We start from the raw sequence: 22,908 nt of genomic DNA, 5'->3' as shown, positions 1-22,908 counted from the left end.
AAGGTTTAATTACCAACCCCGTGCAAAGTTTAAAGTACTCTAGGAGTGATAATAATGGATAAACAATATACCCCACCCGATGTTTGGACTCATGACGCTGAAAATGGTGGCAAATGGGCGAGTATTAACCGCCCAGTTTCAGGTGCTACTCACGAAAAAGCGTTACCAGTGGGCAAGCATCCACTGCAGTTATACTCAATGGGCACCCCAAATGGGCAAAAGGTGACCATTATGCTCGAAGAGTTATTGGCATTGGGTAAAGATGCAGAATATGACGCGCATATGATTAAGATCGGTGAAGGTGATCAGTTTTCATCTGGTTTTGTGGCCGTTAATCCCAATTCGAAAATTCCAGCCTTGCTAGACCACTCCTTTGAAGAGCCACTGGCGGTATTTGAGTCTGCCTCAATTCTTGTGTATTTGGCAGAAAAGTTTGATGTGTTGTTGCCTAAAGATGTGATTAAGCGCACTCAAGTAACAAATTGGCTAATGTGGTTACACGGATCAGCACCTTATTTGGGCGGCGGTTTTGGTCACTTCTATAGCTATGCTCCGGAGAAGTTTGAATATCCAATCAATCGCTTCACCATGGAAATCAAACGCCAACTCGACGTGTTGGACAAACAGTTAGCTAAAAATGAATTTCTCGCTGGTGATGAATTAAGCATTGCAGATATAGCCACATGGCCTTGGTACGGTAACCTTGTTTTGGGTAATCTATACGATGCTAAGGATTTTCTGCAAGTTGACGATTACAGCCATGTGCAGCGCTGGGCAAAAGCAATATTAGCCCGTCCTTCGGTGCAACGTGGTCGCATCGTCAATCGTGACTGGGGAGAAGCCTGGGAACACCTTGACAACCGTCATAGTGCGGAAGATATTGACAAGGTTCTAGCCCTCAAACCGGCATAAGTTTTAGGTTGATAAAATCAATAATTGAAAAGCCAAACAGCATTTTTGTTGTTTGGCTTTTTAACAAAATACACGCTGAAATCCCCTTCTTAGGAAAGAATCCTCTAGCTCGCAGGCTAAATTATCAGTCACTAAAACGCCAATTTCCCAAGGTTAATAGTCAGACATCTGGATAGTTACGATGGATAACGTTTAGCTAATCCTTGAAAAGCATTGAGCCAAGCCCTATTTATCAGTGAAGTCAATTTTCCAAAGATCCCCATGCTGCCTATTTTAATACCGGTGTTAATTGGTACTATCATTATTGCCGTCATACTAGGTAAGCCCTATTGGCGTGACTACAAACGAAAAAAAGTCAGCGCGGTGCCCTTTGCCAAGCATTGGCGAAAAATCCTGCAACAAAGAATGCCCTACTTTAGAAAAATGCCTGCGGATTTGCAGTTACAATTAAAACAACACATCCAGATTTTTTTATCCGAAAAAAACTTTGTCGGCTGCAATGGTGTTGTTATTAACGACGAGATTAAAGTGACCATTGCTGCCCAAGCTTGTTTGCTATTACTCAATCGTAAAACCGACTATTACCCGAAATTGCGCACTATCTTGGTTTATCCTCGCGCCTTTGCTAAACAGCAACAAAGCCGCAGTTCGGATGGTGTGCATTTCAGTCAGAAGGTCGCCATGTCTGGGGAATCTTGGGGATACGGCAAGATAGTGTTGTCCTGGCAAGATACCTTAGATGGTGCGTATGTACCTGACGATGGTCATAATGTGGTGATCCATGAATTTGCCCATCAACTAGACCAAGAAGACGGCTTAGCTGATGGCGCGCCAATCTTGGGAAAAGATCAAAGTTACGCCTGTTGGGCCGACGTTTTCTCAGACCAATTTGAACAACTTAAACATCATGCTCATAGCCGAACACACTCAATTTTTGATTATTACGGAGCGACCAATCCCGCAGAGTTTTTTGCGGTGGCGAGCGAAGTATTTTTTGAAAAGTCCAAGCAACTCAAACATGAGCATCCCAAACTTTATCAACAACTGAGTTTATATTACCGGGTAGACCCTAGCCTTTGGTAATTCACTGCGTTTTACCTTTGATAATGAGTTTGTGCTCAAATACATTTCGCTGTTGATACTGGTTACAGTGTAAATACCTATTTAAATTACAAAGGTGCTCGCCATTTCCTATCGTCTAAGAGACATTTTATGCATCATTAAGTAAAAACATTCGACTAACGTGTAATATTTTTCTCAGGCAAATTCCGTTAATCTCCTGCTTTAGTGATTGACATGGTTTTGGTTAGATAAAGGTTGTGTTGTTTATTCGTAACTGGGTAGTGAAAATAATGCAGTTAGCCATGTTTTTTTGCGGTTAATCCTTATACTTTTAAATAGCGTCGTTTATAATACGCTCAAATAAGATGTTTATTCTTCACCACCAATCAATACTGTCAAGAATCTCTTTATAACGTCATAAGCATATGGAACTTGTGTGATAACCAACCAAGTAGACAAGTTCCAACTATACAAAGATATTAATTTATAATGAAAATACCAGGCTCTTTGCCGCTACGCATATTAATCATAGTGCCATTTACGTGTTTGCTTATCATTGCAACTGGCGTTTTCGCTGCAGTGTCATACAACAATAACCGCGCTGTTGCTGTGGAGATGGCTCACACTTTCAATGAATTAATTAGTCAACATGTTGAAAGTTATGTTACGAACATGATGGAAATCATGCCTACCCTGGTGTTAAATAACGCTACAGCGTTAGATAAAAAAGTGCTTTCTAGCGAAAATCCAATCAGTAACTCACCATGGCTGCTTAGCCAGTTACGCCAATCTGATCAGCTTAACTTTGTTACCTTAGCATTCAATGATGGCCGCTATATCGCAGCTTCCAGGCCACCTTTACGCAGTAACTCCTTAGAAATTGCCACTAATATCAAAAATGATAAAGGACACCTACAGGGTTATCAGGTAAATGATAAAGACATGCCCAGTATATTGGCGAAGGACATAGGTCCTTATGATCCCCGTACTCGACCTTTTATGCGATGTGCTATATCCCAACCACAAACACCATGCTGGGGTAACGTATACCAGTATCTTGAAGGCAAAAAATATGCGATAAGTTTCTCTCAAGCCATAATCAATGATCAAAATGTGCCCGTAGCTGTTGCCGCTGTAGATATGAGTTTAAATAGCCTTAGTGATTACATACATAAACTCAAATTGAACAACGAGAGTATTGCCTTTTTATTTGAGCAAGATGGAACTTTGCTAGCTTCAACAAACGAAAACTATTTGGTTGCGGATCCTGCAACAAACACGCGTTTTACGTTAGACAATCACCCAAGTAAATTACTAAAAGAGTTGGCCGTATTTTTACAACTTAATTCCCAAGAGCAACTGATTGAATTGCATGGTCGCGATTACGTTGTTACATACAAAGACATTCAGTTAGGCTATGGAAAAGTCTGGGAACTGGCTGTTTTACAACCACTTGATGTGACTATATCAACCATAAAAGGTAAAACTTCAGATACGATTATTCTCACCCTAGTAACTCTGTTAGCTATGATTGTCTTAGGAGCTACAGTCACAAAACTTATCGCCAAACCCATTGAGAATATCAGCAATATGGCCTTAGATGGCGCGTTGAACGAATTAGAAAAAGCCCCCTTTCAACAAAGCTTTATACCCGAAGTAAGACACTTGTCTTCCAGCTTAGCGCGTTTAGCCTGTGCTCAGATTATTTCTATTTCACAATTAGAACAACGAGTTGTTGAACGGACGACAGAACTTGAAAAAGCCAATACTCGTTTATTAGCGCTTTCTCAAAAAGATCCCTTAACCGGCATTGCCAATCGACGAGTTTTTGATGAAACCTATGCTCGACAGTGGGCGTTAGCTGTGCGTCAGCAGTCGCCACTATCACTAATTTTGTGTGATGTTGATCATTTCAAAGCATACAATGATAGCTATGGCCACCAACAAGGCGATGTCGCCTTAATTAGGGTGGCTTCCTGTATTTTGAAGCAGGTTCAACGTCCAACAGATTTGCTCGCTCGCTATGGCGGCGAGGAATTTATATTAGTATTGCCGCAAACAGATGAAAAAGGCGCACGAGAAATTGCAGAAAAAATTCGCCAAGCAGTGATTGAAGAAAATATCCAACGCGATGACCTAAGCGGTTACAAGTATATTACCCTAAGCGTGGGTTTTGCATCTATAGTCCCCACTGCAAATGACAATTTAGAAAAATTAATAAGTCAGGCAGATAAACAACTATATATAGCGAAAGAAAATGGCCGCAATCAAAGTCAGCCAAGTCCTAAGGTGTAAAATAAACAAAAACTGCAGGGTTAGAGCCTAAATATCCATATGCAGTGCAAGTTAACCAAGTTCATTGGCTTTTCGGTAAGGCCCCTCGTAATCAAATAAACGTTCGGTCACCTGCCAGTGATGCTTTTGCTTTTTGGCTATCACAAAGTCAGGCACAGGCAGGTAAGGTAAAAACTCCTGCAGTTCTTCAAGTGACTGGAACTGAACTGATTGACTTGCGTTAGCGATTCTTCGTGCAAACTGCTCGTTAAAAGTTTGCCTTGAATTTTTGTAATTAAAACGGAAAGTTTCCGATAACGTGAGGCCGTCTTCGTCGTGATAGGTAATTTTTAAGCACTTATCTGCCCAGATAACTTCTGGGGTTATGGCTGCACAACGCAGTACTTTATTGTTTTTTAAATTTAACGCTTTTCTTAACGCATCATCGGGATCAATTAATTTCTCCGAGCAGTGCTGGCATTGTCTGGCGGCAATATCGTTTTCTTGGTTGCAATAAGGACAGTTTTTGAAACGAAATCGGTAACTACATTGTGACTCTGCACTTAGCTCTTCAGGACTTTCCAGCAAGCCTTGGCAGCGACGCCCAAAGTGCTCAAGAATGTTACCTTCAGTGTCTTTTCTACCCCAAAATGCGTTGGCAAACCCGCATTGCGGACAATGGATTTGAACAGCAACTGAATCTTGTGTGGGTTTCTTTTCGCCAATCTCAGGCTGAAAAATATTGTAACCATTGTTAGTGTAATCCAATACTAAGCAGTCCTTTTTCCCAGGACTCAGACGCAAACCGCGACCAACAATTTGTTGAAATAAACTAATGGATTGAGTTGGACGCAAAATAGCAATCACATCCACATGGGGCGCATCAAAACCTGTGGTCAATACAGATACATTCACCAGATACTTAATTTTTTTGGCTTTAAACGCAGCTATTAGCTCATCACGTTGTTTTATTTGGGTGCTGCCGGTAATCAAGGCCGTTTGCTCTGTAGGTAAATAACCGCTGATTTCTTTTGCATGATCAATGGTTGCGGCAAAAATCATCACACCTTGACGGTCTTGGCTAAGCTGCAGTATTTGTTCAGTAACCGCTTGGGTCACCCGTGGGTGTTTGTGAATGAGTTCATTTAAGGCAATATCATCGGTATTTTGTTCGCCGTCTAAACTTTCAGTTAACAAACTAAAGTCATAATGGGCAATGGCTGCATCATAATGAATAGGCGGGGTTAAATATCCTTTTTTTACCATCTGTTGTAGTGGTAATTCGAAAATACACTTTTTAAAAAAAGAGCTGATACATGGCCGTGTGTAACCATGATAATGCTGCTGATAAATCCACCCGCTACCTAACCGATAAGGTGTAGCGGTTAAGCCAAGCACCTTTACCCTAGGATTCAGTGCACGAAAGTGCGCCAAGGTTTTATGGTATTGACCGCTTTCGTCCATACCCACTCGGTGGCATTCATCAATAATAATCAGGCTGGCGGGCTCTGGAAATCCGTCTAAGTTAGCAGAAAGTGACTGAATACTGGCAAAGACTGTTTTCGCTGTTGTATTTTTTTGGCCCAAACCCGCCGAAAAAACACCCGCTGGCGAACCCGTAGCAAGAAGTTTTTGATGATTTTGTTCAACCAACTCTTTTACATGAGCAAGGCAAATCACCCGACCTTTTGCCAACCGACCCAACTCTGCAATCACTAAGCTTTTACCTGCACCTGTAGGCAATACAATCACCGCAGGATCATCACTGTGACGAAAATGCTTTATGCACGCCTCAACTGCTTGAGTTTGGTAGTCTCGTAATATGAATGTTTGGCTCATGATGTTTAGAATAGTGATTAGGTGAAGGGACGGTAAATATTGCCCATAGAATAACATAGAGCCCAGGGTGTTTTACAAATTATAGAAGCCGTGGGTAATTCATCATTTAATTCGATTCAAGCTTGTATTTTACCGTAATAATTTCTGCCGGTTTTGAGTTACCTCAGGTAGAATGCCCACACTTCGATAATTGGTTATTTGGACATATTGTAGATGCAAATTAATCGTGTAGTGCTGACTGCCGTAGGCTGTGTTTTACTCGCTATGGTAACAATTCAAAGCGGCGCGTCTTTAGCAAAACAACTTTTTCCTTTAGTTGGGCCAGATGGCACCACTGCTCTGCGTTTAGGTTTTGCCGCTGCGGTACTTTGGTTAGTGTTTCGTCCTTGGCGAGCATTACCTCAGGGGCGAGATTGGCAAAGTATTATTATTTACGGTTTGTGTTTAGGTGGCATGAATATCCTGTTTTACCTCGCTATTGAGCGTATTCCGTTGGGGATAGCTGTGGCCCTTGAGTTTACCGGTCCTTTAGCCGTGGCTTTATTTGGATTTAAGCGAAAAAGCGATCTACTTTGGGTTGCATTTGCCATAGCAGGAATTGTTCTGCTAGTGCCTGATTTAGGCAGCGCACAAGGACTTGATCTTACAGGCTCATTAATGGCGTTAGGTGCCGGAGCCTGCTGGGCAGGTTATATCTTGTTTGGCACTCGTACAGGTAAAAAAGCGTCAGGAGGGATCACTGTCGCGCTAGGCATGACAGTAGCCGCTATTGTGATTGTGCCAATTGGTGCGGTAAACCAAGGTTTAGGCTTATTTGCTTGGCAAGTTTTACCCCTTGGCTTATTGGTGGGGATATTATCCAGTGCCTTGCCTTACTCCTTAGAAATGGTCGCTTTGCGAAATATGCAAACACAAACTTTTAGCGTGCTGATGAGTTTAGAGCCGGCGATTGCTGCTTTGGCGGGTTTTGTTATTTTAAGTGAACAACTAAGCTTCTTGCAGTGGACAGCCATTGGTTTGGTTATCATTGCCTCGATAGGCAGTAGTTTAACCCCTAAGAAAGCCGTTGAGATGGGAGCGTAAAGAGTTAGATAGAATTTTGTAAGCTACTGGTGAGTAATCGTTCGGAAGCACAGCCGTTAAAATCAATTATCAACGGCCTAAAGTGCGAATGAAAGTGAAGTCGTCGTATTTGCGACTTCACTTCCGTCGAATTAGCTAACACTGTTATTTTAGTTTAAATAACAATTGATAATTTAAATCCGAGTTTACGCTAGCTTAGCTAAGGTGAACTTGGTGTCTTCTGTACGCAACATATATAACGCGAAACATGCTGCCCACATTGGCCATGCAGCAAAAAACAATAGGTTATTGAAAGCGTCCATATACTGACTCACTGCTGATAAAGTAGAACCGCCGTGAAGCAAGAAAATCAAACCGTAAGTAATACGCTTTTTGACACCGGCTAAAAATGCGAATACCAGAATAAGTTGTAATGCGCCCAGCACATAAGCCATGGTTTCACCCATTCCCGGTATAGAATAAAAATGTTCAAAAATCCTAATACTGTGCCCAGGGTTGACGAACTTATCTAATGTCCAAACAAACATAACTAGGAAAACGCCTAGTCGTAGAGATAAAAGAGACCACTGTAAGCGGCTGCGAATTTCGTTAGGAAGAGCTTCACTCATATTAATTCCTTAGTTACACAATTAATTATTTTTATTCAACGTCGTTAATCGACGTAATGTTTGACGTAGATGAGATTTCAGCCTTTCTAGCGCCGTTTACCTGAGATCAGGAATACCATCAGACCGAGTTTTCTAATTTTTCTTTCAGCTTTTTTTAATTCAATAGAACTTTATCGGTAAGTCACACATATATAGAGACCAACAACATGAAAAGTTATTTGTACAAAATAGATATCTCGAAGCCACCTAGCCTATGAGCAACGCAAAAATCATCATGTTTAACTAAAGTAAAAAGATAATTATTTTTTATATAAATGAGCACATTTCCAATTATTTGTAATAAGTGTGCAATAAAAATCGAAACCGATGGGTCTCTAGGCTCAGAGAGATTAAATATAGGAACAGCAATGGTGATTAAATCACAACAGTTGTTAGTGGGTGTGAGTTTAGCATTAAGCTACCCCGTAGCAGCCCAAGACAATAATATTGAGCATGTAGTGGTTACTGGCGAGGCGCAACCGGCGATAGTTTTGTCTCCAAAGAACGCAGTCATTGATGGCCCCTTTGGAAAAGACAAAAACTTAACGGAAATTGCCCGTTCTGTGTCGTCCATTTCTGCTGATATGTTAGAGCAACTGTCTATTGATGATTTGCAAGACGTGCTAACCCTAGTCCCGAATACTTATTCTGCAAGTGGATTTGGTGCTCCTAGCCTTCCCACAATTCGCGGGCAATTAGGTGAATTATTTCAACAAGGCATGCGTCGTCAAGCCGGTAATAATGGTTTTGGGATCCCGCTATCATTTAACAGTGTGGGCCAAATTGACGTAGTAAAAGGCGCTCCTTCGGTCATTTTAGGAAGTAGCCAAAGAAACGGCGGCTTTGTTAATTTAAACAACAAAGTTGCTTCGTTATCTGGCACTGAAATTAAATTCCAAGCCAATGCCGGTAGCTGGCAGCATTACCGTGGTCAGCTAGATGTAAATACTGTCATTGAAGAAGGCAAAAGTGCCCTGCGTGTGAGCGCTGAATATATCGATAATGATAGTTATTATGACTTTAGCGGATTTCAAAGTGAGGATGTATTCGTTACATTTCATCTGCTGCCAGATAGCAAATCAAGTTGGGATATTAGTTTTGAATATTATGATGTGGATTTTACCGACAATGCTGGTATTAACCGACCAACACAAAATTTAATCGATCATGGCCTCTATATTACCGGTCAAGGTGTTCAACCCAATGGTTCGCAAGTACCAGGTGCATTTGCCGTTGTTTCTCCCACCGCTGAGGTGGAGATCCCTCGCAGCACAGTGTTAACCGATCCAGATAACATCAACAATGCACAAACCTTGGTTTTTCATAGCACATACCAACGAGAGTTGAACACCATTCATAGTTTAACTAATCGCAGTTATTTTCAATATTTAGACCGAGAAGAGATCGCGCAAAACAGTTTTGTTGAGATTATCGACGGCGCTAAAAGTGCGCAAAACCGGCTAGAAATACATTCAATTTGGCGAGCCGAACAACAGACCACCTGGGGTATCGACTTACGCTACAACGATGTTTTGGGTTACAGTCAATTTACCACCGAAGCTGACCTACCCATCGATTTATTGGGTAGCATTGAACAGCGTCGAATCCCATTAACGGACGCTCAAAAGGCTCGTTTAGTTGAGTTGCGACCTGGTGTATATGTTTCCCCTGGTGCAAATTACGATATAGATGATGATGGTATCAATGACTTTTCTTTATCTGACACCACAGATTCGACAACTTGGCAGACAGGTTTGTTTGTTGAACAGGAAAGTGAGTGGAGCGAGCGCTTTAGCACCACTATTGGACTCAGAGCAGATCACTACGATGTAGAGGCCAGAGACGCCCTTGCACCTCAAGGTCAAATTGCAGCTCAAGACAGCTATTCAACTTGGTTATATTCTGGCTCTGCCTCTGCCCGTTTTAAACTCACAGACGCTATGGTCTCATACGCGACTTATAGTTATAACGAAGCAACTTCCAATAGTATGGGCGGCGGCACAGTTTTGGGTGCAGACAATAAAATTAATCCACTGAACTTTGCAACCGAAAACACCCTTTACGAGTTGGGTTTGAAATACTCTCCTGCCGGCACACCTTGGTATGCCGATGCATCTATATTTGAACAAACTCGCAGTTTACGCAACCGAGATGGCAGTAATACAGGAATTGTTGCCAAAGGTTTTGAAGCACAGGTTTTTTATCAAGGTGAGGCCTTTTGGGCGAATCTTGGCTACAGCTATTTAGATGCTCGCTACGATAACTCTGCCAGTGCACAAGACTCTCAGCAAGTGGCTGATGCCTTTGACAACTCTCGCCCTGATATTATCCAAGGCACTGGCATAGGTGCACCTAACTTTGCAGGTTTTGAGGCCTCAAATCAGCGGGTACAAGGTATTCCTCAACAAACAGTTTCAGCCAATCTAGGTTATCAAATTTTTGATAACTGGGATGTCTCAGGCTCTGCTATTTACAGTAAAAGCTACCCGCTGGACTACTTAGCCACAGTGCTAATACGTGATCAAATCACCATAAACATTAACACTACTTTAGCGCTGTCTGAGCAATCAAGTTTGCGCTTAGAAGTGCATAATTTAACCAACGAAACAAATTGGCGCCCGGTGTTTGAAGGCGGCTATTTTGGATCAACTCTCGTTTTCCCTGAACTTCCCCGAAATGTTCAGTTAACCTATACCTATAATTTTAAGGCTTAAACCCAAGATGAACAGTAAACGTTTAATATTGGTCATTGTAATTGCTGCGTTAATCGCCAGCTTTTTTATCTTTGATCTTAACCAATACCTCACCCTAGAAAGCTTAAAAAGCAATCAACAATCATTGGCTGGATACATTGAAGCTAACTGGTTAGTGGCATTTTTTGGCTACTTAATTATTTATGCTGTTGCAACGGCTTTAAGCGTGCCAGGCGCAGCTATTCTGACCCTAGGCGCAGGCGCTTTATTTGGCTTTGGTTGGGGTTTGTTACTTGCATCATTTGCCTCAAGTATTGGCGCAACTTTAGCCTTCCTAGCTTCACGTTTCTTGTTACGTGATTGGGTGAAAAGTACTTTCTCAAAAAAGCTAGAGTCTATTGATAAAGGTATTGAAAAAGACGGCGCATTCTATCTATTGAGTCTACGCTTAGTTCCTATATTCCCTTTCTTTATCATTAACTTAGTAATGGGTGTCACCAGTATTAAAACCTGGACTTACTATTGGGTTAGCCAAGTGGGAATGTTAATTGGTACAGCCGTATACGTAAATGCCGGTACCCAGCTGGTTGAAATTAACCAACTGTCCGACATCATTTCTGGCGATTTAATTTTATCTTTTGTGCTGTTAGGTATCTTCCCTATCCTAGCTAAATTTATGCTCAGCGCATTACAACAACGTCGTGTGTATAAAGGCTGGAAAAAACCGAAAAAATTCGATCGTAATTTGATAGTGATAGGCGCAGGATCTGCAGGGCTAGTTACCGCTTATATTGCTGCTGCAGTTAAGGCTAAGGTTACCTTAGTTGAGCGTCATAAAATGGGTGGCGATTGTTTGAATACCGGATGTGTACCTTCTAAGAGTTTGCTGCACGCCAGTAAGTTAGCGCATATCCACCACACCTCTCAAAACGCCGGTGTTACTTATGACGCACCAAAAGTCGATTTTAAAGCGGTGATGAACAAAGTACATAGCGTGATTAAATCGATTGAACCCCATGATTCAGTGGAAAGGTATGAGTCACTAGGCGTAAATGTAGCCATAGGCGAAGCAACTATAGTGTCTCCATGGCAGGTAGATATTCAAACCGAAGACGGGGTGCAATCCCTAACCACTCGCAATATTGTTATCGCTACTGGTGCCCGTGCCTTTGTGCCTGATATTCCAGGGTTAAAAGACATTGATTATTTAACCGCCGACAACCTCTGGGAGATCCAGGAACAACCGAAGCGCTTGATCGTGCTTGGTGGTGGCCCAATTGGTTGTGAGCTATCTCAAGCATTTGGACGATTGGGAACCCATGTAACCCAAATTGAACGTGGCGAGCAGGTTTTAAGTAAAGAAGACCCTGATGCGGCTAAACATTTACAAATTCAGCTTGAAAAAGATGGCATTGATTTACGTCTTAACACTAGTGCAATGGCAGTTGAAACCACCAGCGAAGGCAATGTGTTAGTGGTTGAATTTGAAGGAAAACAAGAACGTATCCCCTTTGATAAAATACTGGTTGCCGTTGGCCGTCAAGCCAACCTGACAGGTTTCGGTTTAGACAAACTAGGTATTGAAACCGACCGCACTGTTGTTACCAATGACTTTTTACAAACTAAGTACCCGAATATATTGGCTGCCGGTGATGTTGCAGGTCCCTTTCAATTCACCCACACTGCCAGCCATCAAGCTTGGTATGCAGCGGTTAATGCGTTATTCAGACCCTTTAAAGTCTTTAAGGTGGATTACAGCGTAATTCCTTGGGCAACCTTTGCTGAGCCAGAAATTGCCACTGTGGGCCTAAATGAAGTGGCGGCTAAGGAAAAAGGAATTGAAGTGGAAGTCACTCGTTATGATATTGGCGGACTAGACCGAGCACTGGCTGATGATCACGCCCGCGGTTTTGTAAAAGTGTTAACCAAACCAGGCAAAGATAAGATTTTAGGGGCAACTATCGTTGGTGCTAACGCTGGCGAGTTATTAGCCGAGTTCGTGTTAGCCATGAAGCATGGTTTAGGATTAAATAAACTTTTGGGTACTATTCATATATATCCAACCATGGCTGAAGCCAATAAAAATGTTGCAGGAAACTGGAAGAAAAACAACGCACCTGAAAAATTATTGGCGTGGGTTGAGCGTTTTCACACCTGGCGTCGTAGCTAATCTAGGGCGTGTATAAATAAGCGGTTTTGATGAACCAGGATAAATATCAGCTTAAGCTGTTAACCAAGTTCTTCATAGCCGCTTTTAACTGCTTTTTTTTAGTTATTCCCATAAAGGATATTTAACGGAAATTAATATGTTTAGTTTTTTAAGTAAAATCATAAAAATCGGCAATAAAGCCCTTGTGACAAGTGTGCTATTGACCCTTTTAGTATGTGTGAAGTCGCAGGCGGCAGGGGTTGAGGATGTTTTTAATCACCGCTATGACAACTTCAATCAGTTACTGACGCAAGTGGTGAAAGTATCCGATGACAAAAAACAAACCCGTGTAAAATACCAACAACTTGCCAATAATAACGTCGCCTTAGAGGCCGTTTTAAGTACATTTTCTGCTGTCAGTAAAAGTCAGTTTGATGACTGGAGCGAGTCGCAACAATTGAGCTTTTTGATCAATGCATACAACGGTTTCACCTTAAAACTCATTGTTGATAATTGGCATGAGTTCAAACAAGGCGATGCCAAATCCATTCGTGATCTAGGATCTTTTTTTAGCTCTCCATGGGAAAAAGAATTTTTCACACTTTTCGATAAAACACATAACTTGGATGACATTGAGCACGAAATGATTCGAAAATGGTTTAAAGAACCTCGTATTCATGGTGCATTAGTCTGTGCTGCGGTATCCTGCCCTCCTCTGCGGAATGAAGCCTTTAGGGCAGACCAACTAAACTCCCAACTGGATAGTCAAATGCAGCTATTTTTAGCCGATGGGAGTCGCAATGAAATCATCATTGATGGTCAACAAATTGAAGCGTCCCTTTCATCTATTTTTATGTGGTACCGCGAAGACTTTGAGAAAGGTGATAAAGGATTTAACTCGTTGTATGACGTATTGAGTGTTTACAGTGATGCATTAATCCCTAGCCTTAGCACGACCAACCAAGCAGACAGCAGTAATGCCCAGATGCAGAGACAGATTATCAAAAAAGGCAACTACCCCATCTCCTTTAAAGAGTATGATTGGCGTTTAAATGATGTGGCAAACTTTTAAGGTACCCAAGATAATGTCAGTTAAACATCCTATGCTTCTGGCCATTGTTATGCTGTTGCTTGTCTCCACAGGCGGATGGCCATTAGCCCATGGCCAAGAAGCGCAGCTTGCCAACGCCACTAAAATGGCAAACAGCCCACAATGGCAAAAAACCTTAAATGAAGCCAAAGGAGAAACTGTCTATTTTTACGCTTGGGGTGGCTCAAAGCCGGTAAATGATTATTTACGCTGGGCAGCACGGGAAGTTGCGAGTCGTTACAAGGTGCGGTTACGCCATGTCAAAGTGGCGGATATCAGTGAAGCCGTCAGTCGCTTAAAAGCCGAGTCGGGTAACAAAAGTGCCATCGACTTACTTTGGATAAACGGTGAGAATTTTAGCTTTTTAAAACAACAAGAATTATTACTCGGAAATTTGTGGACAGGCATTCCCAATGCCGCATTACTGGCAACCCAAGCACTTTCATTAGAAAATGATTTTGGTGTGCCCATTGATGGCTTTGAAGTGCCTTGGGGCGTGGGTCAATTTAATATCATTGCCACTAACGGTCTTTTGGCAACTAACAGCCTTGAAACACAAAACCGCAAGATTACCCCTGAAAGTATTCTGCAAGCAGCTAAACAGCTCCCAGGACGACTCAGTTACCCACGACCACCGGAATTCCATGGCACCACATTTTTAAAGCAGCTTTTAGTTGCCCTTAGTGATAGCGATGCACGTTTATTTGCATATGCCAGCCCAGAAGCACAAGCAACATTGTTACCATTGCTGTGGGATTATTTGGACCAATTACATCCTCTAATTTGGCAACAAGGCCGGGCCTTCCCTAGCTCGAATACAGAACAACTTGCACTGTTGCAGCAAAAAACACTAGATTTGACGGTGAGCTTCAATCCCAATCAATTGATTAAAGAACAGAAAGAGCAGCGCCTGCCCTTATCGGCACAGCGATTGTATTTTAGCCAAGGGGCGATCACGAATAGCCACAACTTGGCGATCCCAAAGGGTGCCCAAAGTCCTGCGGCTGCCAAAGTTGTGATTAACTTCTTGCTAAGTGAGCAAGCTCAGCAACAAAAATTGCAAGGCAGTTGGGGGGATCCAACGGTAATCACCCCGTTATTGGATCCAGCATCAACCTTACCCTCGCAACAAGAATTGCATAGCTCTTGGCAGCAAGTTATAGAAGATCAATGGCAACAAAAATACGGCGCTTAATCCTCACCGCAGGCTGGTTTATTGTTACCTTAGTGGCAGGACTCCCCTTGTTTGGTATCATCGTCGGATTATGGCCGTCGGTGACGATTTCCTGGGATGATGTGAGCCATTTTTTTGCGTATAACGGCTTGGCATCATCTATTTTAAGTACGCTTTTTCTATCGTTATTTGCGCCTTTATTAGCCCTTTACATTGGGTTTATGGTGTACAGTCAATATCGCTTTAACCCTCGTTGGCAAGCGCTGGAAAAACGTCTCGCGCCTCTATTATCCTTGCCTCATTTGGCCGTCGCACTGGGTTTAGTCTATCTATTTAGTTCAGGCGGATTATTGTGGTCATCCTTGTGGGGAATATTTGGCGCAACTGCGCCAGAATGGTTAGGCTTACCCCATAAAAGTATCGCCACTATGTTACTTGCTATCAGTATCAAAGAAGTGCCCTTTTTCCTTTTAATCTTCAGCGCCCTTGGTCGTCAGTTACCCATTAAAAATTGGTTATTACAAGGCAGAGCTCTGGGCTATAGTGAAATGGCGAGTTGGTGGTTGTTAGTCTTTCCGGTTTTATTGAAACAATCACGTTTAGCCTTACTCGCAGCCATGGCGTATTCATTATCAGTGCTAGACATAAGTTTGTTGGTTGGCCCTAATATCCCAGAACTCTATGCGGTTGTACTCTACAACTGGCAGACAGGTTTTACTGTTGAAGAGCAAAACGTTGCCTTTATTGGTAACCTAGTGCTTATTGCCCTGCTGAGTATGTTAATTGCTGGGATTTATTTACATGAGTGGTGGTCGGTCACAACATTACGTCGTCACGCTGTAAAACGGACATCTCTAAAAATTGTGCCCATAAGCCGCCTATTTACCCATTGGCTTGGCTTTTTTAGTCTATTAACCCTTGCCATTTTAGTCACCTTTTTAGTCTGGTCTTTAGGTTGGAATAATCAAGAGATTGTGCAAAGCTCAAGTGCGATCAATTGGTCTTTTTCCTTATGGCAAGACGAATGGTTTTTTATCCAAGCACCGCTCATCAACAGCCTCTACATTGCATTGTGTAGCGCAATTATTGGGGTGTTAACCACCTTATTGGCCTTGGAGTTACAACGTCAAAATAAACACTACTTACCGGATTATATTTGGTTAATGGCTATTCTATTGCCCCAGTTGAGCATGGTTTATGGTTGGCAAATATCCCACACAGCAATACATGGTGGATATCATAGTGGCTGGGTGATTATGTCTCACTTGCCTTTCACCTTTGCTTATAGCTATTTAGTGTTGCGTGGCCCTTTTCAAAGTTTAGATCGCCGTTATGAATTAGTTGCAGCAAGTTTTGGCTACAACTATTGGCAGCAGTTTTGGAAAATTCGCTTCATGTTATTGCGCCCTGCGCTGTTAAGTGCCCTCGCAATCGCCTTTTCTGTGAGTGTTGCTCAATATATTCCCACTTTAATGATTGGTGCAGGAAGAGTAACCACCATCACCACAGAAGCCGTGGCGATTGCCACAGGAAATGAACAAAGTATCACTGCCATCTACATGTTGGTTCAAGCTGTATTGCCTTTTGTGGCCTTTTTGTTAGCCAGTGTAGTATCACAACGCCTTAGAGGAAGTTTCGATGTTTCGCATTAATAACTGTCAGATTTTCATAGAAAATGGATGCATCGAGCTGCCAGACATATGCCTACAGAATGGGGAGTTGTTAGTGCTAACCGGCCCCAGTGGTATGGGTAAATCGACGTTTTTACATTGGCTTTTAGGGGACACAGTAGAGCATGCAAAAGTCAGTGGTGAAATAATATTAAACGATATTCAGCTCAATCCCCTGAATATTGAGCAGCGCCGTTTAGGCTTGTTGATGCAAGATGTGCATCTATTTCCCCACCTAAGGGTGATAGACAACATTTGTTTCGCCCTGCCTTCTCACTTGAAAAATGAAAAAGATAAAAGCCTAACTCAGCACCAGCGTCGTGAACTTGCCCTTAATATGCTAAACGAAATTGATATGGGTTATGTTGCCAACCACTTTGTTGAACAATTAAGTGGTGGCGAGCGCTCACGGGTAGGTTTGGTAAGAGCTTTGGCAAATGAACCTAAGGCTCTGCTTATGGACGAACCTTTTGCTGCACTGGACCCGAATACCAGCGAGCAAGTAAGCCAATGGGCATTTTCTCAACTCCGAACCAAAGGTGTGCCCAGTATTATGGTCAGCCACGATTTAAATAACATACCGCCCCAGGCTCAGCATATGGATTTAGCTGATTTTTATCGCAGTCTATAATAATGAAAAGAACATAAAATAGTGACTCGTCCACAGGCACAAACAATATTCAATAAGGTAAACTATGATTGACCCGCTATTAAATCGGCTTTTGAAGAAACCCCTTTGCAGCCTAGCTAAACAGTTAATAAAAAGAGGTGTTAACGCTGATACTGTGACCTTTGTGGGTTTTGTTATTGGTATGCTAGCCATACCTGCAATCATATTTGGACACTATCTTTTGGCACTGTGTCTAATTTTGTTAAATCGATTAGGAGACGGGTTAGACGGTGCCATTGCCCGCGAAACAACGCCATCAGATGCCGGCGGTTTTCTGGATATCACTTTAGACTTTATCTTTTACTCTGCCATTGTATTTGCGTTTATCTGTGCCAACCCTGTAGAAAATGCTGTTGCTGGCAGCTTTCTTATGCTGTCGTTTATGGCCACCGGTGGTAGCTTTTTAGCCTTTGCGATTATGGCAAGCAAACATGGTATCGACAGCCCCAACTACCCACAAAAAAGCTTGCATTATATGGGTGGTTTGGCGGAAGGCTTTGAAACCATTTTAGTCTTATGTCTATTTTGTTTGTTGCCGAATCACTTTGTACTCATCGCCAGTGTGTTTGCAGTTATATGTTGGTTAACTGCAATCATCCGCATTTGGGTTGGTTACCGCACGCTTTTGGCCACCAAAGACTAATGGTTATTGTTACTGGGTTTATCACCAAATGGCATTAATAACACAGTGCTAATCCCGGTATTGCTAGCCTCATCTGTATATTCCTTTAATCCCAACACCAGTCCATCATCCCCTGCCTTAGCTTGTTTAGTATAACTGTTAAAAAGGCGATCCCAAATGGACAAACAAAAACCATAGTTACTATCGGTCTCTTTTACTACTTGACTGTGATGAATACGATGCATGGCTTGAGTAACGATAAGTTTGCGTAACGGCCACTCTAACCAATTGGGTAGTTTAATATTACTGTGATTAAAAATAGCGCTGGCATTGAGCAGTATTTCGAATATAAGAATAGCCTCCACCGGTATACCAAGTATCAATATCCCCAACGCTTTAACCAATAAACTTAAAGCGATTTCGATGGGGTGGAAACGTAGACCAGTGGAAGCGTCGAGATGAGGATCGGCATGATGAACTTTATGCAACCGCCACAAAATGGGCACACGATGAAAAACACGGTGCTGCCAATAAATTAAGCAGTCAAGCATGACCACAGATAAGAAAATAGCCAACCAATCTGGCAGCCCTAGGATATTAAACACCCCAAAGTGAATATTATTTGCGTAAATAGCGACCACAGCCAACCCTGCTGGAACCATCAAGCGACCAACCAGCGCACCACAAAAAACCAGAAAGAAGTTGCTAAGCCACCTTTTCGAGCGAGGCACAGGAGAAACTCTATTGGGCAATAATGCCTCCCATACCATCATCACTACCAATACCGTTAAAAAGCTACCTATTCGTAACCAAGCTTCATTTTGCATAAAATTTTAATACCACTTAAAAACTGATTAAAAAACAAAGATTAAAACAATTACTGACCATACTTACATGTTCATATATCATAAGCCGATAAACCAACAATAATACATTAAGTTCGGAGTTCACATTATGAAGACCTTGGTTAGCCTCATTAGCTTTCTTGCTATTTTACTTGTTGCCCTACCTGGCCCTCTATACAAATTTGGAATTTTAGAGTTAGGTCCCGCATTCACGGCCTTACGTTACGGTGTTTTTGCAGGTATTGGCGCTATTGTGCTAATTTTAATTCAAGTGATCTTTTTACGGAAAAATATTAGCTGGGCGAATGTGGCTGTATCCGCAATTTTTGCATTAGTGGCTGTAGGCTTACCCCTCAGTATTATGAGCAAAGCAAAGTCAGTCCCTCCTATTCATGACATTTCAACTGATCTTACTAATCCACCTAAATTTATCGCCATTGCTCCCCTGCGCGCTGATGCACCTAATCCAGTTGAGTATGCAGGTGAAGAAACGGCTAAACAGCAAAAAGAAGCTTACCCACAACTAACCTCTCAAATATACTCTGAGCCTTCCTCGCAGGTCTTTTCTGCAACAGAGGCAGCCATAAAAGAATTGGGTTGGGAACTCGTCAATGCAGACAAATCATTAGGTATAATTGAAGCTACGGATACTACCGCTTGGTTTGGCTTCAAAGATGATGTGGTAGTGCGAATTGTCACCTCTGGTGCAGACACTATTGTTGATATACGCAGTAAATCCCGTGTGGGAAGAAGTGACCTTGGTAAAAATGCTGAGCGGATCCAGCAACTCTTTACTACAATCAACAATAATCTATAACGGTACGCGGCCCCATAGTTTTATCTGGGAAAAACTATGGGGCTTTTTCTATTTAGCTAAATTGGACTAGGGCTAACATTTAGCCAAGTTCTGAGAAATTGTATCTTCCCTGTTATGCTTTTTAATTCAATGCTTTCAGCCTTTGAATTCTAACGTTTTGGTTACTTTAATTAGGATTTAATGATTCAGAAATGAGACGTTTTTTAAAATCTATTCACTCGAGATTAGTCTTGCTCATTTGTTTAGTTGCGTTACCAGGTGCACTAGCAGTGGTTTACATGTCGGTTATAGAGCGTGACCATGCGATTAAAGAAGCACAAGAAGAAGCGCTTAAAACCACCGAGATAACAACGACATTTCAATCTCTGCTAATTAAACGAACTGAACACTTTTTAAAGAACCTAGCGACTTTTGATGCGGTGTTAACCCCTGAATCTCCAGATTGTAGCGCCCTTTTGGCAGATATTTTAAAAATTAACGATATCTACATAAATATTGGTGTGCCTAAAGCCAATGGCGACTTAATTTGTAACGCCAACCCCAACTTCCTCGACGAAACGATAAACGTCGCAGACCGTCCATATATTCAACAAGCTATTTCAACAAGGCAATTTTCCATCGGGGAATATCAAATAGATCGGGCGGCAAATGTAGCCAGCATAAACTTTGCCTATCCAGTTTTTGATCCAGTAAATAATGAACTAGTCAGTATCGCCGTCGCAGTGCTGTCTCTTGATTGGTGGAGTAAACAACTTTCTGATTCTCAACTTCCTACAAATTCAGTTGCTTTCATTACAGACCGAGAAGACAAAATCATTGCCGCTTTTCCTAGTAATCCCGATTTATTAGGAACAAAACTATCGATGATTCAGCCAGGTTTATACCACTATCATTCAGCATCAGAACTCGATAACCAATCACGCATATACATAAAAAAACCATTGTTCACAGATAGTGAACTTGTGAATATTATAGTGGGAATTCCTTTTCAAGAAGAGATTGACGCTATCAATTCGCGTTTAATTTTAACCGGCGTAACTTTACTTTTTATCATATTTGTAATGATTATTATCGCCAGTTTAGGGATTCAAAAAACCTTAGTTACCCCCTTAAGAAACCTTATTCAATCCACTAAAGATCTAGAACAAGGAAAAGATATTAAAACGTTGCCCCTTCAGGGTGCATCTGAATTAGTAGCATTACAACGACGCTTTAGTGTGATGGCGAAAACACGCCTAGATGCCGAAAGACAACTATTTAACAGTCAAAAATCACTGATAAAAAGTGAAAATGAATTTTCTGAACACATCAAAAAAACACCACTCGGTTGCATTTCATGGGATAAAAACCTCATTTGCACTAAGTGGAATAAATCTGCCGAAAGAATTTTTGGTTACAAGGCTGATGAAGCTATCGGTAAACATGCTTCTGACCTTATTTTACTCCCTGAATTACAAGAAGAACTGTGGAATATTTATCAGTTACTGTTAAACCAAAAAGGGGGTGAAAATAATACTAATGAGAATCTCACCAAAGCCGGGGATATCATTACGTGTGAATGGCACAGTACACCCATTCTGGATCAGCATGGTAGTGTTGTAGGCGTGACTTCTCTGGTTCAAAATGTGACCAAAGACAAGCAAAATGAGGAACAACTCAAATTAGCAGCAAGTGTATTCTCCCATGCCCGTGAAGGCATCATCATTACAGATACTAAAGGCGATATAATTGATGTAAACCAAACTTTCGTCAATATTACCGGTTATGCAAAAGAAGAAGTTTTAGGAAAGAACCCTAGTATTTTGAAGTCTGATCGCCAGTCTGATGATTTTTATCAAAAGCTATGGCTATCTATTTCTAAACATGGCTTTTGGTGCGGAGAAATATGGAATAAACGCAAGAACAATGAAATTTACGCACAGCTGCTAACCATAAGTGCAGTTAACGATGAAAATGGTAATGTTAAGAACTATGTGGCTATTTTTACTGACATTTCGGAGTTTAAAGAGCAGCAACTTAAGCTTGAACATATGGCTCACTACGATGTTTTGACAGACCTTCCAAACCGTACATTGTTAGCAGACCGTTTAAGAATCGCCATATCCCATAGTAAACGCAACGAAAAGCTATTAGCGGTAGTATTTTTAGATTTGGATGGATTTAAAGAGATTAATGATTCCCACGGGCATAGCTTAGGGGATGAACTACTGGTTATTATCGCTTCTCGATTGAAAGAAACGATGCGCGAATGCGATACCTTATCCCGTTTCGGTGGCGATGAATTTGTGGCTGTGTTAGCCGATCTGCAGACACAACAAGATTTTATCCCCATAGTTAATCGCATGTTGAAAGCGGCTTCTGTGCCTATAACCATTGATAACCTTACTCTCAAAGTTTCTGCAAGTATTGGGGTTACCTTGTACCCAGCAGACCAGACAGATGCGGATCAACTTATTCGTCATGCTGACCAAGCAATGTACTTAGCTAAACAAAAGGGTAAAAACTGCTACCACCTTTTTGATATTAAATCTGAAGATGCGATTAAAGTTCGTAACCAAACCTTGTTCAACATCAAAAGTGCTTTAAACAAGCGCGAATTTGTCCTGTTTTACCAACCTAAAGTCAATATGCAAACAGGGGAAGTTGTTGGTGCAGAGGCTCTGATTCGTTGGCAACATCCACAGCGTGGTTTGTTATCTCCAGCGGAATTTTTGCCCTACATAGAGAACCATCAACTTAGTATTGAGGTGGGAGAATGGGTAATTGAAGAAGCATTGCAACAATTAGGCAAATGGCAAAAAAACAACCTCATGATTCCCATAAGCGTGAATGTGGGTGCATTACAAATTCAACAACGTAATTTTGCCGACCGACTTAAAGCTCTGCTTATGGCTTACCCTGAGATTTCCCCAAGTTATTTGCAACTTGAAGTACTCGAGACCAGTGCTTTGGGTGACTTGCTTGATGCGTCCGAAACAATGAACAAGTGTATAAAGTTAGGTATTAGTTTTGCCATAGACGATTTTGGGACGGGATACTCGTCATTAACCTATTTGAGAAGACTACCTGCTAGTTTAATCAAAATAGACCAAATATTTATTCGAGACATGTTAATTAATCCCGAGGACAGAGCCATAGTAGCTGGCATAGTTGCTCTTGCAAAATCCTTTAATCGAAAAGTCATAGCTGAAGGAGTAGAGACCATTGAGCATGGTATTACTCTACTGCAACTGGGTTGTGAACTGGCTCAAGGTTACGGTATAGCGCGTCCTATGCCCGCACAGGACATAATCGAGTGGTCAGCTAACTGGAGGACAGAACAGGTCTGGAAAACATGGTCGGATGATAATCAAGATTAACA

General features: G+C 41.7%; 16 protein-coding genes. 13 read left to right on the top strand and 3 right to left on the bottom strand.

Going from position 1 to position 22,908, the window contains the following annotated elements; all coding sequences use genetic code 11:
* Positions 1 to 54 precede the first annotated feature (54 nt).
* From yghU to ABJV04_RS21115, 3 genes are all read left to right on the top strand, one after another.
* A complete protein-coding gene (yghU, locus tag ABJV04_RS21125; RefSeq protein WP_348493745.1) occupies positions 55 to 912 on the top strand; it encodes a glutathione-dependent disulfide-bond oxidoreductase in 858 nt (285 codons plus the stop codon).
* A gap of 261 nt (positions 913 to 1,173) precedes the next feature.
* The gene (locus tag ABJV04_RS21120; RefSeq protein ID WP_348493818.1) at positions 1,174 to 1,995 is read left to right on the top strand and encodes a M90 family metallopeptidase; all 822 of its coding nucleotides are present in this window, start codon (positions 1,174 to 1,176) and stop codon (positions 1,993 to 1,995) included.
* A gap of 468 nt (positions 1,996 to 2,463) precedes the next feature.
* Complete coding sequence (locus ABJV04_RS21115) at positions 2,464 to 4,269, top strand: sensor domain-containing diguanylate cyclase (protein WP_348493743.1); 1,806 nt, start codon at positions 2,464 to 2,466, stop codon at positions 4,267 to 4,269.
* 51 nt (positions 4,270 to 4,320) lie between these two features.
* Here the strand turns inward: ABJV04_RS21115 and ABJV04_RS21110 are convergent, their stop codons facing one another.
* Positions 4,321 to 6,087 carry a DEAD/DEAH box helicase gene (locus tag ABJV04_RS21110; protein WP_348493741.1) on the bottom strand — a complete coding sequence of 589 codons (1,767 nt, stop codon included), beginning with the start codon at positions 6,085 to 6,087 and terminating at the stop codon, positions 4,321 to 4,323.
* Positions 6,088 to 6,300: 213 nt separating this feature from the next.
* On the opposite strand from ABJV04_RS21110, the gene ABJV04_RS21105 reads away from it, so the two are divergent.
* On the top strand, positions 6,301 to 7,170 hold the full coding sequence (locus ABJV04_RS21105) for a DMT family transporter (protein ID WP_348493739.1): 870 nt from the start codon (positions 6,301 to 6,303) through the stop codon (positions 7,168 to 7,170).
* Positions 7,171 to 7,355: 185 nt separating this feature from the next.
* Here ABJV04_RS21105 and ABJV04_RS21100 read toward each other — a convergent pair whose 3' ends face one another.
* Positions 7,356 to 7,778, bottom strand: coding sequence for a hypothetical protein (locus ABJV04_RS21100; RefSeq protein ID WP_348493738.1), 423 nt, complete (start codon positions 7,776 to 7,778; stop codon positions 7,356 to 7,358).
* A gap of 407 nt (positions 7,779 to 8,185) precedes the next feature.
* On the opposite strand from ABJV04_RS21100, the gene ABJV04_RS21095 reads away from it, so the two are divergent.
* The 7 genes from ABJV04_RS21095 to ABJV04_RS21065 all read left to right on the top strand — a co-directional run bounded on the left by ABJV04_RS21095 (position 8,186) and on the right by ABJV04_RS21065 (position 17,906).
* Complete coding sequence (locus tag ABJV04_RS21095; protein WP_348493736.1) at positions 8,186 to 10,531, top strand: TonB-dependent receptor; 2,346 nt, start codon at positions 8,186 to 8,188, stop codon at positions 10,529 to 10,531.
* A 7-nt stretch (positions 10,532 to 10,538) separates the two neighbouring features.
* Positions 10,539 to 12,680 carry an FAD-dependent oxidoreductase gene (locus ABJV04_RS21090; protein ID WP_348493734.1) on the top strand — a complete coding sequence of 714 codons (2,142 nt, stop codon included), beginning with the start codon at positions 10,539 to 10,541 and terminating at the stop codon, positions 12,678 to 12,680.
* A 136-nt stretch (positions 12,681 to 12,816) separates the two neighbouring features.
* Positions 12,817 to 13,731, top strand: a complete 915-nt coding sequence (locus ABJV04_RS21085; RefSeq protein ID WP_348493733.1) for a DUF547 domain-containing protein — start codon at positions 12,817 to 12,819, stop codon at positions 13,729 to 13,731.
* A gap of 124 nt (positions 13,732 to 13,855) precedes the next feature.
* Complete coding sequence (locus ABJV04_RS21080) at positions 13,856 to 14,944, top strand: ABC transporter substrate-binding protein (RefSeq protein ID WP_348493816.1); 1,089 nt, start codon at positions 13,856 to 13,858, stop codon at positions 14,942 to 14,944.
* Positions 14,920 to 16,575, top strand: a complete 1,656-nt coding sequence (locus ABJV04_RS21075) for an ABC transporter permease subunit (RefSeq protein ID WP_348493731.1) — start codon at positions 14,920 to 14,922, stop codon at positions 16,573 to 16,575. Before ABJV04_RS21080 ends, ABJV04_RS21075 begins: the two co-directional genes overlap by 25 nt.
* On the top strand, positions 16,562 to 17,224 hold the full coding sequence (locus tag ABJV04_RS21070) for an ATP-binding cassette domain-containing protein (protein ID WP_348493729.1): 663 nt from the start codon (positions 16,562 to 16,564) through the stop codon (positions 17,222 to 17,224). The genes ABJV04_RS21075 and ABJV04_RS21070 overlap by 14 nt, the downstream gene beginning before the upstream one ends.
* 64 nt (positions 17,225 to 17,288) lie before the next feature.
* Positions 17,289 to 17,906: a CDP-alcohol phosphatidyltransferase family protein gene (locus tag ABJV04_RS21065; RefSeq protein WP_348493727.1), complete on the top strand. Its 618-nt coding sequence runs from the start codon at positions 17,289 to 17,291 to the stop codon at positions 17,904 to 17,906.
* Here ABJV04_RS21065 and ABJV04_RS21060 read toward each other — a convergent pair.
* Positions 17,903 to 18,712 (bottom strand): sterol desaturase family protein, encoded by an 810-nt coding sequence (locus ABJV04_RS21060; RefSeq protein WP_348493725.1) that lies wholly within the window; start codon positions 18,710 to 18,712, stop codon positions 17,903 to 17,905. The two genes, ABJV04_RS21065 and ABJV04_RS21060, sit on opposite strands and share 4 nt — an antisense overlap.
* Positions 18,713 to 18,839: 127 nt before the next feature.
* Between ABJV04_RS21060 and ABJV04_RS21055 the strand changes: the two genes are divergently transcribed.
* Together ABJV04_RS21055 and ABJV04_RS21050 are read left to right on the top strand one after the other, a co-directional pair.
* Positions 18,840 to 19,547, top strand: coding sequence for a DUF1499 domain-containing protein (locus ABJV04_RS21055; RefSeq protein WP_348493723.1), 708 nt, complete (start codon positions 18,840 to 18,842; stop codon positions 19,545 to 19,547).
* Positions 19,548 to 19,738: 191 nt separating this feature from the next.
* Positions 19,739 to 22,906 (top strand): EAL domain-containing protein, encoded by a 3,168-nt coding sequence (locus ABJV04_RS21050; protein ID WP_348493721.1) that lies wholly within the window; start codon positions 19,739 to 19,741, stop codon positions 22,904 to 22,906.
* Positions 22,907 to 22,908: the final 2 nt, after the last annotated feature.

The organism is Aliiglaciecola sp. (genome assembly GCF_039982535.1).
In the GTDB taxonomy this organism is placed as follows: domain Bacteria; phylum Pseudomonadota; class Gammaproteobacteria; order Enterobacterales; family Alteromonadaceae; genus Aliiglaciecola.
The sequence above is the reverse complement of the archived record's forward strand: the minus strand, read 5'-3'. Positions and strand labels throughout refer to the sequence as shown.

Excerpts from the sequence above, each read along its gene's own strand:
- yghU (WP_348493745.1), top strand. The coding sequence starts at position 55 with ATGGATAAACAATATACCCCACCCGATGTTTGGACTCATGACGCTGAA.
- ABJV04_RS21120 (WP_348493818.1), top strand. The coding sequence starts at position 1,174 with ATGCTGCCTATTTTAATACCGGTGTTAATTGGTACTATCATTATTGCC.
- ABJV04_RS21115 (WP_348493743.1), top strand. The coding sequence starts at position 2,464 with ATGAAAATACCAGGCTCTTTGCCGCTACGCATATTAATCATAGTGCCA.
- ABJV04_RS21110 (WP_348493741.1), bottom strand. The coding sequence starts at position 6,087 with ATGAGCCAAACATTCATATTACGAGACTACCAAACTCAAGCAGTTGAG.
- ABJV04_RS21105 (WP_348493739.1), top strand. The coding sequence starts at position 6,301 with ATGCAAATTAATCGTGTAGTGCTGACTGCCGTAGGCTGTGTTTTACTC.
- ABJV04_RS21100 (WP_348493738.1), bottom strand. The coding sequence starts at position 7,778 with ATGAGTGAAGCTCTTCCTAACGAAATTCGCAGCCGCTTACAGTGGTCT.
- ABJV04_RS21095 (WP_348493736.1), top strand. The coding sequence starts at position 8,186 with ATGGTGATTAAATCACAACAGTTGTTAGTGGGTGTGAGTTTAGCATTA.
- ABJV04_RS21090 (WP_348493734.1), top strand. The coding sequence starts at position 10,539 with ATGAACAGTAAACGTTTAATATTGGTCATTGTAATTGCTGCGTTAATC.
- ABJV04_RS21085 (WP_348493733.1), top strand. The coding sequence starts at position 12,817 with ATGTTTAGTTTTTTAAGTAAAATCATAAAAATCGGCAATAAAGCCCTT.
- ABJV04_RS21080 (WP_348493816.1), top strand. The coding sequence starts at position 13,856 with ATGGCAAACAGCCCACAATGGCAAAAAACCTTAAATGAAGCCAAAGGA.
- ABJV04_RS21075 (WP_348493731.1), top strand. The coding sequence starts at position 14,920 with ATGGCAACAAAAATACGGCGCTTAATCCTCACCGCAGGCTGGTTTATT.
- ABJV04_RS21070 (WP_348493729.1), top strand. The coding sequence starts at position 16,562 with ATGTTTCGCATTAATAACTGTCAGATTTTCATAGAAAATGGATGCATC.
- ABJV04_RS21065 (WP_348493727.1), top strand. The coding sequence starts at position 17,289 with ATGATTGACCCGCTATTAAATCGGCTTTTGAAGAAACCCCTTTGCAGC.
- ABJV04_RS21060 (WP_348493725.1), bottom strand. The coding sequence starts at position 18,712 with ATGCAAAATGAAGCTTGGTTACGAATAGGTAGCTTTTTAACGGTATTG.
- ABJV04_RS21055 (WP_348493723.1), top strand. The coding sequence starts at position 18,840 with ATGAAGACCTTGGTTAGCCTCATTAGCTTTCTTGCTATTTTACTTGTT.
- ABJV04_RS21050 (WP_348493721.1), top strand. The coding sequence starts at position 19,739 with ATGAGACGTTTTTTAAAATCTATTCACTCGAGATTAGTCTTGCTCATT.